We start from the raw sequence: 16,035 nt of genomic DNA, 5'->3' as shown, positions 1-16,035 counted from the left end.
ACCCCCTGCCTCACATGATGCCGTCACCGAAGCGGTCCCGCAGCTCCCGCTTGAGGATCTTCCCGCTGGCGTTGCGCGGCAGCTCGTGCACGAACAGGACCCGCTTGGGCGCCTTGAAGTGGGCGAGCCTCTCGCGGGCGTGGGCGATGAGTTCGGCCTCCGACAGCTCTGCGTCCTTGCGTACGACGACGGCGGTGACCGCCTCGATCCAGCGTTCGTCCGGCAGCCCGATCACGGCGGCCTCCGCGACGCCCGCGTGGGCGTACAGCGCGTCCTCGACCTGGCGGGAGGCGACGAGCACGCCACCGGAGTTGATGACGTCCTTGACGCGGTCCACGACGGTGAAATAGCCCTCCGCGTCCCGCACGGCGAGGTCCCCCGAGTGGAACCAGCCGTCGCGGAACGCCTCGGCGGTTTCCTCCGGCTTGTCCCAGTAGCCGTCGCACAACTGCGGTGAGCGGTAGACGACTTCGCCCCGGCTGCCGTCCCGCACCTCACGGCCGTGCTCGTCGACGAGGCGCGCCTCGACGAACAGGACGGGCCGCCCGCAGGAGTCCATCCGGCCCTCGTGCTCATCGGGTCCGAGGACGGTGGCGAGCGGGCCGATCTCACTCTGCCCGAAGCAGTTGTAGAAGCCGAGACCGGGCAGCGTGGAACGCAGTCGTTCCAGGACCGGCACCGGCATGGCCGACGCACCGTAGTACGCCTTGCGCAGCGCGCCTAGGTCGCGGGTGGCGAAGCCTGGGTGGTTCGCGAGGCCGATCCACACGGTGGGCGGCGCGAACAGGCTGTCGGCGCGCCCGGTCTCGACGAGGTCGAGGATCCGCTCGGCGTCCGGCGCGTCGAGCACGGTGTTCTCGGCGCCGACCGCGAGGTAGGGCATGAGGAAGACGTGCATCTGCGCCGAGTGGTAGAGCGGCAGCGAGTGGACGGGCTTGTCGCCCTCCTTGAGGTCCAGGGCGGTGATCGCGCTCGCGTACTCGTGGACGAGTGCGCGGTGGGACATCATGGCGCCCTTCGGCCGGGCAGTGGTGCCCGAGGTGTAGAGCAGCTGCGCCAGATCGTCGCCGCGGGGGCCTTGTCCCTCGTACGCGGGTGACGCGGCGAGCCGCGCGAGCAGCGAACCGTCCGTGTCGCGCAGGGGCAGGGCCGGCAGGTCGGCGGGGAGACGCTCCGCGAGGTCCGGGTCGGTGAGGACGAGCGAGCTGCCGGACTGGCGCAGGATGTACGTCAGGTCGTCGCCGGTGAGGTTCTGGTTGACCGGCACGTGCACCAGGCCCGCCCGCGCGCAGGCGAGGAAGCCGATCAGATAGGCGTCGGAGTTGTGGGCGTAGGCGCCGACCCGCTCGCCCGGCGCCAGGGCGTGGTCGCGCAGTACGCGGGCGGCGCGCGAGACGGCGTCGTCCAGTTCCTCGTAGGTCCAGGACCGCTCGCCGTAGTGGAGTGCCGTCCGGCGCGGTGTGCGGCGCGCGCTGCGGCTGAGGACTGCGTCGACCGTGCTCTCCCGTACACCCGTCATGGCGTGATCCTGTGTCTCCCACACCACCCGGGTCAAGGGACCACACGGCACGCCGCCTCAAGGGACGCCACAGGCCCCGGTCAAGGGGCCCCCAGATGACATACCGCTTGGTACGCTCAACCGCCCCTTCCGTCAACGCTGTTGGGAGGCACCCTTGCGTACCCGTACGAGACGTCTGGCCGCCGCCGGGATCACCTTGCTCACCGCGGTGGCCCTGCTGCCGGCCGGTGCGGTGGCCGCTCCGCGCGACGCACACCCATCGGGCGGCGGCCTGCACGCCACCATCCGCTACACGCAGTACGGCATTCCGCACATCCTCGCCAAGGACTACGCCAACCTCGGCTTCGGCACGGGCTGGGCGCAGGCCGCCGACCAGGTGTGCACGCTCGCCGACGGTTATGTGACCGTACGCGGCGAGCGCTCGCGCCACTTCGGGGCCGAGGCCTCCCCCGGCGCCGCCCTGTCGTCGGCCTCCACGAACCTCAGCAGCGATCTGTACTTCCGCGGTGTACGGAAGGCCGGGACCGTGGAGAAGCTCCTGAAGCGGCCCGCCCCCGCGGGCCCCAGCCGGGAGACGAAGGAGCTGATGCGCGGCTTCGCCGCGGGCTACAACGCCTGGCTGGCCCAGAACCGCGTCACCGACGCGGCCTGCGCGAAGGCCGACTGGGTCCGCCCGATCACCGCGCTCGACGTGGCCCGGCACGGCTTCGCGGTGCAGGTGCTCGGCGGGCAGGGGCGCGGCGTCGACGGCATCACGGGCGCACGGCCGCCGGGCGAGGCGGCCAGGGACCGCGCGGCCGACCCGCGCCGCTCGGCACAGGCCGCCCGGGAACTGTTCTCGGCGCGGGACTCCGACATGGGCTCCAACGCCGTCGCGTTCAACGGTGGGACCACGGCGAACGGCAGGGGCCTGCTGCTCGGCAACCCCCACTACCCCTGGCAGGGCGGGCGCCGCTTCTGGCAGTCGCAACAGACCATCCCGGGCGAACTGAACGTGTCCGGCGCTTCGTTGATCGGCACCGGCGTGGTCAACATCGGCTTCAACGGTGACGTGGCGTGGAGCCACACCGTCGCCACCGGCGTCCCCCTCAACTTCCACCAGCTCACCCTGGACCCGGCCGATCCGACCACCTACCTGGTGGACGGCAAGCCGCACAGGATGACGAAGCGGACCGTCACGGTGCCCGTGAAGGGCGGCGCCCCGGTGACCCGCACCCAGTGGTGGACCCGCTACGGCCCCGTCATCACCGGCCTTGGCCCGCAGCTGCCGCTGCCCTGGTCCTCGACCACGGCGTACGCGCTCAACGACCCGAACGCCGTGAACCTGCGCGGCAACGACACCGGTATCGGCTTCGGCAAGGCCCGGTCCACCGCCGGCATCCTCAAGGCCCTTCGCGACACGCAGGGACTGCCCTGGGTGAACACCGTCGCGGCGGACCGGCGCGGCCGGTCGTTGTTCACGCAGTCGCAGGTGCTTCCCCGCATCACCGACGAGCTGGTGCGGCGTTGCAGCACGGACCTCGGCAAGGTCACCTACCCGGTGTCGGGCGTCGCGGTGCTCGACGGCTCGCGGGGCGCGTGCGCGCTCGGCTCCGACAGGGACGCGGTGCAGCCCGGGATCTTCGGTCCTTCGCGGATGCCGACGCTCAAGGACACCCCGTACGTGGAGAACTCCAACGACAGCGCGTGGCTGACCAACGCCGACCGGCCGATCACCGGCTATGAGCGGGTCTTCGGCTCCCTCGGCACCCAGCGCTCGGTGCGCACGCGCGGCGCCATCGAGGACGTCTCCGCGATGGCGAAGAGGGGCGGCCTGACGGTCGGGGACCTGCAACGCCAGCAGTTCGCGAACCGCGTGCCCGCGGCGGATCTCGCCGGGGAGGACACCGCGAAGGCCTGCGCGGCCCTGCCCGGTGGCACCGCGACGGGCAGCGACGGCAAGCCCGTCGACGTGTCCAAGGCCTGTACGGTGCTGGCGCGTTGGGACCGCACCATGAACACCGACAGCCGGGGCGCGCTGCTCTTCGACCGCTTCTGGCGCAAGCTGACGGCGACGGTGCCGAACGCGCGGCTGTGGAAGGTGCCGTTCTCCGCGGCCGACCCGGTGCGCACGCCGAACACCCTCGACACGACGGCACCGGAGTTCCCGAAGGCGCTGGCCGACGCGGTGGCCGAGCTGAACGCGGCGGGGATCGCGCTCGACGCGCCGCTGGGTGAGAACCAGTACGTCGTACGCGGCGGCGAGCGCCTGCCGATACACGGCGGTACGGAGTCCCTCGGCGTATGGAACAAGATCGACCCCACCTGGAGCCCGAAGGAGGGCTACACCGAGGTCACGCACGGGTCGAGCCACATCCAGGCGGTCGGCTGGAGCGAGGGCCGCTGCCCGAAGGCCCGTACGCTGCTGACGTACTCCCAGTCCGCCAACCCGGACTCGCCGCATTACAGCGATCAGACGCGGCTGTATGCGAAGGAACGCTGGGTGACGTCGCGCTTCTGCGAGAAGGACATCCTCGGCGATCCCGCGCTGAAGGTGGTGCGGGTGCGCGAACGCCGTTGACGCCGCAAGGCAGTTGAGGCAGGGGGGACGGGCCACTCGGCGGCCCGTCGCCCCTCCCTCACATGGCGCGCTCGCGTCCCTCCCAGTACGGGTCGCGCAGCCGCCTCTTGTACAGCTTGCCGTTCGGGTCGCGGGGCATCGTCTCGATGAAGTCGACGCTCTTGGGCCGCTTGTAGCCCGCGAGGCGGTGCTCGCAGTGGGCGAGGATGTCGGCGGCGAGGGCGTCGTCTGCGGTCCTGCCCTCGGCGACCTCGACGACCGCCTTGACCTGCTCGCCCCAGTCGTCGTGCGGGATCCCGAAGGCGGCGGCGTCGGCGACGGCGGAGTGCGTGAGCAGCGCCGACTCGATCTCGGCGGGGTAGATGTTCACGCCGCCCGAGATGATCATGTCGATCTTGCGGTCGCGCAGGAAGAGATAGCCGTCCTCGTCCAGCAGCCCCAGGTCGCCGACGGTGAAGAAGTCGCCGATGCGGTTCTTCTTCGTCTTCGACTCGTCCTTGTGGTACGAGAATCCGCCGGTGGTCATCTTCATGTAGACGGTGCCGAGTTGACCGGGCGGCAGGCGGTTCCCCTCGTCGTCGAAGACGGCCAGCTCGCTGATGGGCCAGGCCTTGCCGACCGTGCCGGGCTTCTTCAGCCAGTCCTGCGCGGTGGCGAAGGCGCCGCCGCCCTCGCTGGCGGCGTAGTACTCCTCGACGCACTCGCCCCACCATTCGATCATCGCCCGCTTCACATGGTCGGGGCAGGGGGCGGCGCCGTGGATCGCGTGCCGCATCGAGGACACGTCGTACGCGGCTCTCGTCGCGTCGGGCAGCGCGAGCAGGCGGTGGAACTGGGTCGGCACCATGTGGGTGTGCGTGCACTTGTGCACGTCGATGAGACGGAGCATCTCCTCGGGCGTCCACCTGTCCATGACGACCAGCGGATGACCGATGTGCAGGGCGGCGCCCGCGAATTGGAGGACGGCGGTGTGGTAGAGCGGTGAGCAGACCAGGTGGACGTTGCCGTCGAAGGGCTTGATGCCGAAGATGCCGAGGAAACCGCCGAGGTAGGCCTCCTCGGGGAGCTTGCCGGACAGCGGTCGGCGGATGCCGCGGGGGCGGCCGGTGGTGCCCGAGGTGTAGTTCATGACCCAGCCGAGCGTGCGGTCTTCGGGTACGGACTCCGGGTGCCCGTCCAGGAGTTGGCGGTAGGGACGGAATCCCGGCACGTCGCCCACGGCATAGCGGTGGGTTGCGGGGAGCATCGCCTCGTCGGCCGCCGCCATGGCCGCGTCGGCGAACCTCTCGTGCGCGATCAGCACCTTGGCGCCGGAGTCGGCGACGATCCAGGCGATCTCGGGGCCCACCAGGTGGTGATTGACAGGGACGAGGTAGAAACCGGCCTGGGCGGCGGCCAGATACGCGGTGAAGAACTCCACCCCGTTGGGCAGGACCACGGCGAACGCGTCGCCGCGCTCCAGACCGGCGGCCCGCAGCCCGTGCACCAACTGGTTGACGGCGCCGTGCAGTCGGCCCGCCGTCCACTCCTCACCACCGGGGGCGACGAGCACGGTGCGGGCGGGGTCGGCCGCGGCCTGCGCCCAGAAGCCGTTCGGCGGGGTGCTGTTGGCAGGTGTGCTCACGACTGACTTCCCCTTCCCGCGATGCGGTTGATCCGGTCGACGGCACGCTCGAAGCCGCGCGTCAGATCGTCGAAGACGGCCTGGACGCCGCGTTCACTGTTCATCCGGCCGACGATCTGCCCGACCGGAGTGCCGAGCAGGTTCCGCACCTCGTACTTCTGGATGCGCGAGACGGCCTCGGCGACGAGGAGCCCCTGGAGCGGCATCGGCAGCGGCCCCGGCCCCTGCGGGTCGTCCCAGGCGTCGGTCCACTCCGTTCGCAGTTGGCGGGCGGGTTTGCCGGTCAGGGCCCGGGAACGGACCGTGTCACCGGAACCGGCCGCCAGGAGCTTTCGGGTGAGGGCGGGCGAGTGGAGGTCTGCCTCGGTGGTGGTGAGCCACAGGGAGCCGAGCCAGACGCCCTGGGCGCCGAGCGCGAGAGCGGCCGCTATCTGCTCGCCGCTGCCGATGCCCCCGGCGGCGAGCACCGGCAGCGGCGCGACCGCCTCCACGGCCTCGGGGGTGAGCACCATGGAGGCGATCTCGCCGGTGTGGCCGCCCGCCTCGTATCCCTGGGCGACGACGATGTCGATGCCGGCGTCCGCGTGCTTTCGGGCATGCCGGGCACTGCCCGCGAGGGCGGCGACGAGAACGCCGTGGGCGTGCGCGCGCTCGATGACGTCTGCCGGGGGCGAACCGAGGGCGTTGGCGAGGAGTTTGATCGGGTAGTCGAAGGCGACGTCGAGCTGGTCGCGGGCGACCTGCTCCATCCAGCCGGTGATGCGCCAGCCGGACTCCTCACCCTCGGCCAGCTCGGGCACGCCGTGCTTGGCGAGGGTGTCCTTGACGAACTGCCGGTGCCCTTCCGGGATCATCGCCTCGACGTCGGCCTCCGTGACGCCTTCGACCTTCTTGGCGGGCATGACGACATCGAGGCCGTACGGCATGCCGTCGACGTGCTCCTGCATCCAGTCGAGATCCCTGGCCAGGTCGTCGGGCGCCGTGTAGCGGACCGCGCCGAGCACCCCGAGCCCGCCCGCCCTGCTGATGGCGGCGGCCACCGCGGGGAAGGGCGTGAAACCGAAGATGGCGTGCTCGACTCCCAGTCTCCTGCTCAACTCCGTCTGCATGGCCGCAGGATGCCGCAGCGGCCCGGCCGACGGAAGAGGTTTCCTGATGCTGCGTCAGATTGTTGAGCGAGCGCTCGGCCTGACCGCGTGGTCAGATTTCTGACCGATCGGTTAGTGTGGCCCCACCTACTCAGGGAGGACACCGAGATGGAACGCACGACGTGCTGTGTGGTGGGCGGTGGCCCGGCCGGCATGATGCTCGGCCTGCTGCTGGCCAGGGCGGGGATCGAAGTGACGGTCCTGGAGAAGCACGGCGACTTCCTGCGCGACTTCCGCGGGGACACCGTGCACCCCTCGACCCTGCGCCTGCTCGATGAACTGGGCCTCGGTGAGCGCTTCGCCCGGCTGCCGGCCCGCAAGCTGCGGGACATGCGGATGCACATCGACGACACCACGGTCGTCGCGGGAGACCTGCGGCACATTCCCGGCAGACACAAGTACATCGCGCTTGTCCCCCAGTGGGACTTCCTCGATCTGCTCGCGGGCGAGGCCGCCACCGAGCCGCCGTTCACGCTGCGGATGCGGACGGCGGCGACCGGGCTGCGCAGGGACGGTTCCGGCCGGATCACCGGGGTGCGTTACGCCACCGACGACGGCACGTCCGGCGAGATCGCCGCCGATCTGACGGTGGCCTGCGACGGCCGGGGCTCCCTGGTCCGCGCCGCCGCCGGGCTCGTACCGATCTCGTACGACGTGCCCATCGACGTCTGGCAGGTCCGGGTACCCGCGCCGCCGGACGAGCTCAAGAGCGACCGGGTCTTCATGAGCGTCCGCGACGGCCAGGTCGCCGCGACCATGGACCGCGGCGACTACTACCAGACCCCCTACCTCATCAAGAAGGGCACGGATGGCGAGCTGCGGTCCCACGGCATCGAACGGTTCCGCGAGCGTCTCGGCGCGCTGCTCGGCTGGGACCCCGCCACGATGGCGGAGATCCGCTCCTGGGACGACGTGAAACTCCTGGAGGTCACCATGGGGCGGCTGCCCCGCTGGTACACCGAGGGCCTGCTGTGCATCGGCGACGCCGCGCACACCATGTCCCCGGTCGGTGGCGTCGGCGTCAACCTCGCGGTCCAGGACGCCGTCGCCGCCGCCCGCCTCCTCGCCGAACCGCTGCGGCGCGGCCGGGTGGACGTGCGTGACCTCGCCCGCGTCCAGAAGCGCCGGTGGCTGCCGATGGCCGTGACGCAGAAGCAGCAACTGGGCGAGCACGAGATGCTGTTGAGGCCCGCGCTCGCCGGGACCCTCAGTGGGGACCGGTTGCCGCTGCCCCTGCGCATGCTGCGGAGAGTGCCCGCGCTGCGGACGGTGACGGGGTACCTGGGCGGGGTGGGCGTGCGCCCGGAACACGCACCGGCGTTCGCGCGCCGCTGACCACGGGGACTCCGGCCCCGGGCGGGAAGCGGGAGGCGGGAGGTCTCAGCCGCGCTTCTCGATGGCGTGCAGCGTGAACGTCACCAGTTCGTCCGCCGCGGCGTCCAGGTCCAGCTCCGGGTGGGTGAGCCAGTGCGCGACCACGCCGTCGATCGCCCCACCGATCGCGAGGGCGACCGTGTCGGGGGCGAACTCCCGCAACTGTCCGGCCTGTTGACCCGCGGCAAGGAGATCCGCGAGGGCGTTCCAGCGGCCCGCCGTGTCATGGCCGCCGGGGTTCTTGAGCCGGGTGCCGCCCGCGTCGTCGAGGAGCACCTCGGTGATCACTCGCACATGACGGCGGTTCTCCCGCTGATAGTCGATCATCGCCCGGACGTACGCGACGACGGCCGCGCGCGGGTCCGGCGCGGCGGCCACCTTGTCGTTCACGTACGCGGTGAACCGTTCGATGACGTACGAGAAGGTGGCCTGGGCCAGGTTGTCCTTGGACGCGAAGTGGTAGAGGACCGCGCCCTTCGACAGGCCCGCCTGCTCGGCGATCGCCGCCAGGGAGGTGGCCGGATAGCCCTTCGAGGCGATCAAATCGATCGTGCACTCGATGAGCTGGCCGCGGCGGGCCTGCTCGGTGAAGGTCGGGGTGCCGTCCCCTCGGCGGGAAGCCATCGTGGCGCCCCTCTCCTCGCTCGCGCCGGTGATCGACGTACGACCGTACACCAGGGCTATTCACCAAGGGCGGCCATGGCGGCGTTGTGGCCCGGGATGCCGCTGACGCCCCCGCCGCGCACGGCGCCCGCCCCGCACAGCAGGACGTTCGCGTGCCGCGTCGCCACGCCCCAGCGGGCGCCGCCGCCCTCGGCGCCCCCGGCGGCTTCGGTGTCCTCGGCGTAGGGGAAGGCGAGGTCACCGTGGAAGATGTTGCCGCCGGGCAGGCGCAGGTCGCGCTGCAGGTCGAGCGGGGTTCTGGCCTCGATGCAGGGGCGGCCCTCCGCGTCGGGCGCCAGGCAGTCGGCGATCGGCTCTGCGAGATGCTTGTCGAGCTGGGCGAGGGTCGACTTCAGCAGGTCGTCGCGTACCGCGTCGTGGTCGTCGGCGAAGAGCTGGGCGGGCGTGTGCAGTCCGAAGAGGGTGAGGGTCTGGTAGCCGTCCTCGACGAGGTCGGGGGCGAGGATGGTCGGGTCCGTGAGCGAATGGCAGTAGATCTCGCAGGGCGGCGCGGCGGGCGGGGCTCCGGCCGCGGCCTGGGCGTACGCCGTCGCCAGCTCCTCGTATCCCTCCGCGATGTGGAAGGTCCCGGCGAACGCCTCGCGCGGGTCGACGGAGGTGTCGCGCAGCCTCGGAAGCCGCTTGAGCAGCATGTTGACCTTGAGCTGGGCGCCTTCGGCGGGCTCGGGCGGCTCGTCGCCGAGCAGGGTGGCGAGGGCCTGCGGAGAGGCGTTGACGAGGACGTGCCGGGCGTCGACGGTCCGCTCGCCGCGGTCGCCCTCCCGGTAGGTGACTGCGGCGCGCAGCCCATCGCTGTCGATCCGCGTCGCCTCGCACCCCGTGCGCAACCGTGCGCCCGCGGCGCGCGCGGAGTCGGCGATGGCTCCGGTGAGGGCGCCCATGCCGCCGACGGGCACGTTCCAGTCGCCGGTGCCGCCGCCGATGACGTGGTAGAGGAAGCAGCGGTTCTGTCGCAGGGACGGGTCGTGGGCGTCGGCGAAGGTGCCGATGAGGGCGTCGGTGAGGACGACTCCGCGCACCAGGTCGTCGGCGAAGCGTTCCTCGATCGCCGTGCCGAGGGGTTCCTCGAAGAGGGCCCGCCAGGCGGTGGCGTCGTCGACGCGGGCGCGGAGTTCCGCGCGGCCGGGCAGGGGTTCGGTGAGCGTGGGGAAGACGCTGCGGGCGACCTGGCCGGTCATGGCGTAGAAGTCCCGCCAGGCGTCGTACTCGCGTTCGCCCCCGGTGAGTCGCGCGAAGGCCCGCCGGGTGCGGGCCTCGCCGCCGCCGACGAGCAGGCCCGTGGGACGTCCGGCGCGCTCGGTCGGGGTGTAGGAGGAGATGGTGCGCGTGCGCACCCTGAAGTCCAGGTCGAGATCCCTGACGATCTTCTTCGGGAGGAGGCTGACGAGATACGAGTAGCGGGACAGCCGCGCGTCGACTCCGGGGAAGGGCCGGCTGGACACGGCGGCGCCCCCGGTGCCGGCCAGCCGCTCAAGGAGTAGCACGGAACACCCGGCGCGGGCGAGATAGGCGGCGGCGACGAGACCGTTGTGACCACCGCCGACGATGACGGCGTCGTACGCAGCAGGATCGGACATGCCTCTTCCTAGCACGGGGCTCCCGGTGGGGTCCCCGCCCGTGACGGGGACACGGCCGTCTCGCGGCGGCCCGCGAGGAGGGGTTCAGTGTCGCGGCCTGGGAGGAGGGGCTCAGTGAGGACCGGCCGCCCGGTGCTGGCGGAGCGCCGCCACTCTGCGGTACAGCTCTACCGCCTCCGTGCCACGGCCCAGTTGTTCCAGGCAGTGCGCCTCGTCGTTGCGGCTGGCGAGGGCGTCGGGGTGGTCGGCGCCGAGTACCTGTTCGCGGGCCGCGGCCACCCTGCGGTACTCGGTGAGCGCGTCGGCCCAGCGGCCGAGCCAGCCGAGGCCCACCGCGACCTCGCGGCGGCTCACCAGCGTGTCGGGGTGGTCGGGGCCGAGCACCCGCTCGCGGATGGCGCACACGTCCCTGGCCTCCGCGAGCGCCTCCTCCCATCGGCCCTGCCTGCCGAGGTTGACGCCGAGCCCGTGCCGCGCCCGCAGCGTCTCCGGGTCGGCGGGGCCGCTCACGCGCGTACGGTCGTCGATCAGGTCGCGGTACAGCTCCAGCGCCTCGGCGCTGCGGCCGAGCCTGCCGAGGCTGATGCCGACCTCGTAGCGGGCGGCGAGCGTGTCGGGGTGGTCGGCGCCGAGCGCCCGCACCCGCGCGTCGGCGACTTCGCGATAGGTGCACAGCGCCTCTGGCCAGCGCCCCAACTGGCCGAGCGCGTAAGCGACTTCGTAGCGGGTGACGAGTGTGTCGGGGTGGGTCGCGCCGAGGACGCGCGCGCGGGCCGCCGCGACCTGTTCGGCCAGTCGGTAGGAGTCCTCGAGTCGGCCGAGGCGGCTGAGGTTGTAGGCGAGGTTGTGGCGGCAGCGCAGGGTGTCCGGATGGTCGGGGCCCGCCGTCCGTTCGCGAGCCGCGAGCACCGAGGTGTACATCTGGTGCGCCTCGAAGTGCTGCCCCAACTGACCCAGTACGTACGCCATTTCCTGGCGGGCCGCGAGCGTGTCCGGATGCTCGGGCCCGAGGGAGCGCTCCCTCCCCTGGGCGACCCGGCCGTATTCGCGCAGGGCGTCGGCGGCGCGGCCGGTGCGGCTGAGCGTGAAGCCGACCTCGTAGCGGCTGGCGAGCGTGTCGGGGTGGTCGGGGCCCAGCGCGTGCTCGCGTTCGGCGGCGACGGCTCGGTGCACCTCGCCCGCCTCCGCCCAGCGCCCGAGCCTGCCGAGGCTCAGCCCCGCGTTGTGGCGACCTGCGAGTGTGGCGATCAACTCCGGTGGCGGTGTGGGTCGTTCGGGCTGACGGGGAGTCCGGGTCCGGCGTGTGTCGGTGCGCGGGATCCACTCGCCGGTGAGGCCGGCCGCCGCGTCGGGCGGGGTGGTGCGCAGCACGGAGGCGCCGCTCGCCTTGTGTCCGGTGGTCATGCCGCGGGTCCACGAGGGCAGGCGCGGCTCACCGGAGAGCGGCTGTCCGGTTCGGCGCGCCGGGGGTGTGACGACGGTCGGGACGTACGAAGGGGTGGCGCTGCCCTCGGCGATGCGCCGGCCCAGCTCTCGCGCGTCCGCCGGCCGGTCGCCGGGGTCCTTGGCGAGCAGGTCGAGGACGATGCGCTCGAAGTAGGCGGGCAGTTCGCCGCGGTGGCGGCGCGGCGGGGCGGGCGCGGTGTCGCGGTGTCCGACGAGGACGGCCCAGGCGTCCTCCAGGTCGAACGGCGGGGCGCCGGTGGCGATTTCGTAGAGAACGCACCCGAAGGAGTACAGATCGCTGCGCTGGTCGACGGGTTCGCCGCTGATCTGCTCGGGCGACATGTAGTGCGGTGTGCCCATGGCGATGCCGGTGCCGGTCAGGCGGGAGGTGAAGCCGATGTCGGCGCCGAGGCGGGCGATGCCGAAGTCGCATATCTTCACGGTGCCGTCGGAGAGCAGCATGATGTTCGCGGGCTTCAGGTCCCGGTGGACGATGCCCTGTTCATGGGTGTAGGCGAGGGCGGCGGCGACCTGGGCGGCGATCTCCACGACGTCGGCGACGGGCAGCGGATGCTGCTTGTTGTCCTCCAGGAGCTGGCTGAGGTTGCGCCCTTCGAGGAGTTCCATCACCAGATACAGCACGCCGTCGTACTCGCCGAAGTCGTGGACGACGGTGACGCCGCGGTGCTGGAGCGCGGCGGCGACCCGCGCCTCGCGCCGGAAGCGCTCGCGCAGGACGCGCGTGAACGAGTGGTCGTGCTGGGGCCCCATCGGTTTGAGGCATTTGACGGCGACCTGACGTCCGAGCGACTCGTCGCGTGCCCGCCACACCTCGCCCATGCCGCCGCGCCCGATCAGATCCAGCAGCCGGTAGCGGCCCTGGATCAGCCTGGTGTCCGCCATCTCGTGCTGTCGCCCCCGTTGCCTCGCTGCGCCCTCCCCGGCCCGTCCAGTATGGCGTCCCCTCTGTCGAGTTTGTACGGGGCCGGGCGGCTGCCGGGGCCGAGGCGGGCCATGGCGCGCAGGATGTGTTTGGGCGGGAGTTGCCAGCGCACACGCGCGGGGACGGCGCGCAGGACGGTACCGGTGAGAGTCAGCCGCCGGGTCACCGTGGTGGGCGGTGGGGCGGCTCTGCCGTACAGCTCGTGGGCGTACGGCGGCAGCGAGGCGTACGCGAGATCGGCGACGCGCCGCCACAGCAGGGCGCGCGCCGGGGCGAGCAGGGGGTGCGTCGGCGGGCGCTGGAGGAAGTCGTCGACGGCGCGGGCGTCGGGCCCGGCGGCGAGCTCGGGCCGCACCTTCTCGAAGTACGCGGCGAGCCCTGCCGTCGACGCCGGTACGTCCGCGGGATCCAGGCCCACCAGCCGGGCGCTCCGCCGATGTTCGTCGACGTACCGGTCGGCGAGCGCGTCCGGCATCCGGATCCCCGACCTTCGCGCGACATGGAGGTAGGAGTCGATCTCCGCGCAGTGCACCCAGAGCAGCAGCTCGGGCTCGTCGACGCCGTAGCGCTCCCCCGTCGCCGGGTCGGTGGCCGTGAGCATCGTATGGATCTTGCGTACGCGGGCACCCGCCTTCTCGGCGGCCTCGGTGGTGCCGTAGGTGGTGGTGCCGACGAAGTGCGCGGTGCGCATCAGGCGGCCCCAGGCGTCCTTGCGGAAGTCCGAGTTCTCCATGACGCCGCGGACCGCTCGGGGGTGCAGGGCCTGGAGGTAGAGGGCGCGGATCCCGGCGATCCACATCATGGGGTCCGAGTGGAGCTGCCAGGTCACCGACGCCGGTCCGAAGAGGCCGGGGTCGGGCTCGGCCGGGGCTATGTGCTCGGTCATGGTACGGCCATCTCCTGCCGGGTGACGCCTTCTTCTGCCTGGTGACACCTTCACCTGCTGGTGATGCCTTGCGGCCCGTCGGTCCCCAGTGTGACCTCGTCGCCTCCTCCGTTCCAGCCGGAATCCCGCCCCGATCCCGGCTTGGCTACCTAGGTAGACAAGCGCCCTTCGACCTAAGTAGATTGCGCCCATGCCGGATGTGAAGATGACGCCGCACACGCAAACAGTGCTGCGCGCCCTCCTCGGCCACGGCGACGCCCGCGAACACCGCACGGTCGTACTCGCCGATGGGCTGTACGGACTGGAACTGTCGAAGCGCACCGGCCTCCCGAACGGCACGCTCTTCCCGATCCTCGAACGCCTGCGGCAGGCGGGCTGGGTCGAGCGGTACTGGGAGCGGGACGAGATCGCCGAGGGCGAGGGCCGCCCGCGCCGCCGCTTCTACCGCATCAGCTCCAAGGGCGCTGCCGCCGCGCCACAAGCCCTGGCGGAGGCGACGGCCGCCGCACCCACCACGGGCCGCGCGCGCGTCGCGCGGCCCGGACTGGCCGGAGGCAGCGTTGAGTGAGCGGGGTATCGCCGGCCCTGAGCGTGCCGCGCCCGGGTCGCGTGTGCTGCGGTTCCTGCTCGCGGCGCTCTGCGCCGGCTACGCCACGGGCTCCGTCCTGGGCTGGGGGTCGGCCCGACTCGGCCTCCTCATGGGCCACTTCGGCCTCGGTGCGGCCGCGGCGGCCGCCTCGGTCTCCTGCTTCCTGCACGCCGGGCACCGGCCGCGCCCGGTGCGCGCCGCCTGGCTGCTGTTCGCGCTCTCCTCGGCGATGGCGGCGCTCGGGGACATCGTCTGGGGCTGTCACGAGGCGATGCTGGGCCGCGCGGCATCCGCGCCGCTCCTCGCGGGACTGTTCCTGCTCTGCTTCGCTCCCCCGGCCATCGTGGGACTGCTGATGCTCGCCCGGCGCCCGGCCACCCGGGCGGGTTGGGCCTGTCTCTCCCTGGATGCCTGGCTCGTCGGCGGCTCACTCCTGACGCTCTCCTGGAGCTTCGCCGTGGACCGTGGCGCAGGCTTCGACGACGGACCGGCCGTGGCGCCGACCGCGCTCTCCCTGGCCCTGCCGCTGCTCGAAACCGTCCTCGTCGGAACGGTGCTCGTGCTCCGCTTCCGGCGCTCCTCGGCCGACCGGCCCGCCATCTGCGCGGTGATCGCCGCGCTCACCCTGCCCGTACTGTGCGACACCCTGTTCGGCTCCCCACTGGCGCGTGGGGGCTCCCACTCCAGCCCGGTCCTGGACGCCTGCCGGTTCGCCGCCGCCGTGCTGCTGGCGTACGCACCCTGGATGCCACGGCGCGGCGCCGTCCGCGACACCCGGGCCCGCACCCGTGTGAGGCCGGATCGGCAGAGCGCCCCCGTCACCCCCGCATCCGGCTCCTTGGCGGCCCTCACGCCGTATCTGGCCGCGGCGGTCTGCATGTTGGGGATTCTCTACAACGCTCTGAGCGGCCAGCGCGTCGACCGCGTGGTCCTGCTGACCGCCGGCTCCGTGGTGATGGCCCTCGTGGCACGCCAAGGCGTGATGCTCCTGGACAGCATCACGCTCGCCCAGGAACTGGCCCGGAAGGAGAACCACTTCAGGTCGCTGGTCCAGGGCTCCAGCGACGTCATCATGATCGCCGCGCCGAACGGCGTTCTGCGGTACGTGAGTCCGGCCGCCAGCGGGGTCTACGGCCGCGACGCCGACGAGCTCGTCGGCTCCCAACTCGCCTCGCTCATCCACCCCATGGATCTGGGTCTCGTGGTCCACGAGTTGCGCCGCTTCCTCGCCGCCAGCCCTGTCGAGGAACCCACCACGCGTATCGAGTGCCGCTTCAAGTCCGGCACCGGTGCCTGGCTGACCGTGGAGTCGACCATCAACCGCCACCACGGCGGGTTCATCTTCAACAGCAGGACCGTTCGCGGTCAGAGCCCGCTGCGGGGCCAGATCCGGCGCGGGGCCGACACGACCTACAGCTTTCCCGGACTCACCGGTGACACGGACCGCAGCACCGCCGGCGAGGACGCCAAGCCACCCCCGGAGGACCCGCGGCCGACCGACTCCGACGAGCCGTCGCCGTGGTCCCCGGCACGAGCGCGGGAGCGCTACGAGAACGCCTCCGGAGGCCGGGCGCTCCAGCTCATCGCCCGCGTACTGGCCCTGCTGCTGCCCGAGGACGAGCGGCACGAGTGGGTGGAGGAACAGCGCGGGTACCTGGCCGACCTGCCGGGGCGCCGTGCCCAGT

At 72.0% G+C, this 16,035-nt stretch carries 10 protein-coding genes and 1 pseudogene; 4 read left to right on the top strand and 7 right to left on the bottom strand.

The features are described from left to right. Positions 1-10 precede the first annotated feature (10 nt). Positions 11-1,519: an acyl-CoA synthetase gene (locus CP975_RS32660; protein WP_055531873.1), complete on the bottom strand. Its 1,509-nt coding sequence runs from the start codon at positions 1,517-1,519 to the stop codon at positions 11-13. A gap of 154 nt (positions 1,520-1,673) precedes the next feature. On the opposite strand from CP975_RS32660, the gene CP975_RS32655 reads away from it, so the two are divergent. Further along, complete coding sequence (locus tag CP975_RS32655; protein ID WP_055531875.1) at positions 1,674-4,079, top strand: penicillin acylase family protein; 2,406 nt, start codon at positions 1,674-1,676, stop codon at positions 4,077-4,079. Positions 4,080-4,137: 58 nt separating this feature from the next. Here CP975_RS32655 and CP975_RS32650 read toward each other — a convergent pair whose 3' ends face one another. Further along, entirely contained in the window at positions 4,138-5,703 is a 1,566-nt protein-coding gene (locus CP975_RS32650) for an acyl-CoA synthetase (RefSeq protein WP_055531877.1), read from the bottom strand. Further along, positions 5,700-6,812, bottom strand: a complete 1,113-nt coding sequence (locus tag CP975_RS32645; RefSeq protein WP_055531879.1) for a nitronate monooxygenase — start codon at positions 6,810-6,812, stop codon at positions 5,700-5,702. Before CP975_RS32645 ends, CP975_RS32650 begins: the two co-directional genes overlap by 4 nt. Positions 6,813-6,959: 147 nt before the next feature. On the opposite strand from CP975_RS32645, the gene CP975_RS32640 reads away from it, so the two are divergent. Further along, positions 6,960-8,186, top strand: a complete 1,227-nt coding sequence (locus CP975_RS32640; RefSeq protein ID WP_150477648.1) for an FAD-dependent oxidoreductase — start codon at positions 6,960-6,962, stop codon at positions 8,184-8,186. Between the two features lie 45 nt (positions 8,187-8,231). Here the strand turns inward: CP975_RS32640 and CP975_RS32635 are convergent, their stop codons facing one another. From CP975_RS32635 to CP975_RS32620, 4 genes are all read right to left on the bottom strand, one after another. Then, on the bottom strand, positions 8,232-8,849 hold the full coding sequence (locus CP975_RS32635; protein ID WP_055531881.1) for a TetR/AcrR family transcriptional regulator: 618 nt from the start codon (positions 8,847-8,849) through the stop codon (positions 8,232-8,234). 56 nt (positions 8,850-8,905) lie between these two features. Continuing rightward, complete coding sequence (locus CP975_RS32630) at positions 8,906-10,486, bottom strand: phytoene desaturase family protein (RefSeq protein WP_055531883.1); 1,581 nt, start codon at positions 10,484-10,486, stop codon at positions 8,906-8,908. 111 nt (positions 10,487-10,597) lie between these two features. Further along, a complete protein-coding gene (locus tag CP975_RS32625; RefSeq protein ID WP_055531885.1) occupies positions 10,598-12,835 on the bottom strand; it encodes a serine/threonine-protein kinase in 2,238 nt (745 codons plus the stop codon). Beyond that, positions 12,817-13,761, bottom strand: coding sequence for an oxygenase MpaB family protein (locus CP975_RS32620; protein WP_055531887.1), 945 nt, complete (start codon positions 13,759-13,761; stop codon positions 12,817-12,819). Before CP975_RS32620 ends, CP975_RS32625 begins: the two co-directional genes overlap by 19 nt. A 190-nt stretch (positions 13,762-13,951) precedes the next feature. Here CP975_RS32620 and CP975_RS36075 point away from each other — a divergent pair, with 190 nt between their 5' ends. Continuing rightward, positions 13,952-14,329: a PadR family transcriptional regulator gene (locus tag CP975_RS36075; RefSeq protein WP_199783038.1), complete on the top strand. Its 378-nt coding sequence runs from the start codon at positions 13,952-13,954 to the stop codon at positions 14,327-14,329. Between the two features lie 43 nt (positions 14,330-14,372). After that, a pseudogene (locus CP975_RS32615) lies at positions 14,373-15,755 on the top strand (PAS domain-containing protein); the annotation flags it as partial. Positions 15,756-16,035: the final 280 nt, after the last annotated feature.

It is taken from the genome of Streptomyces alboniger (assembly GCF_008704395.1).
GTDB lineage: Bacteria > Actinomycetota > Actinomycetes > Streptomycetales > Streptomycetaceae > Streptomyces > Streptomyces alboniger.
The sequence above is the reverse complement of the archived record's forward strand: the minus strand, read 5'-3'. Positions and strand labels throughout refer to the sequence as shown.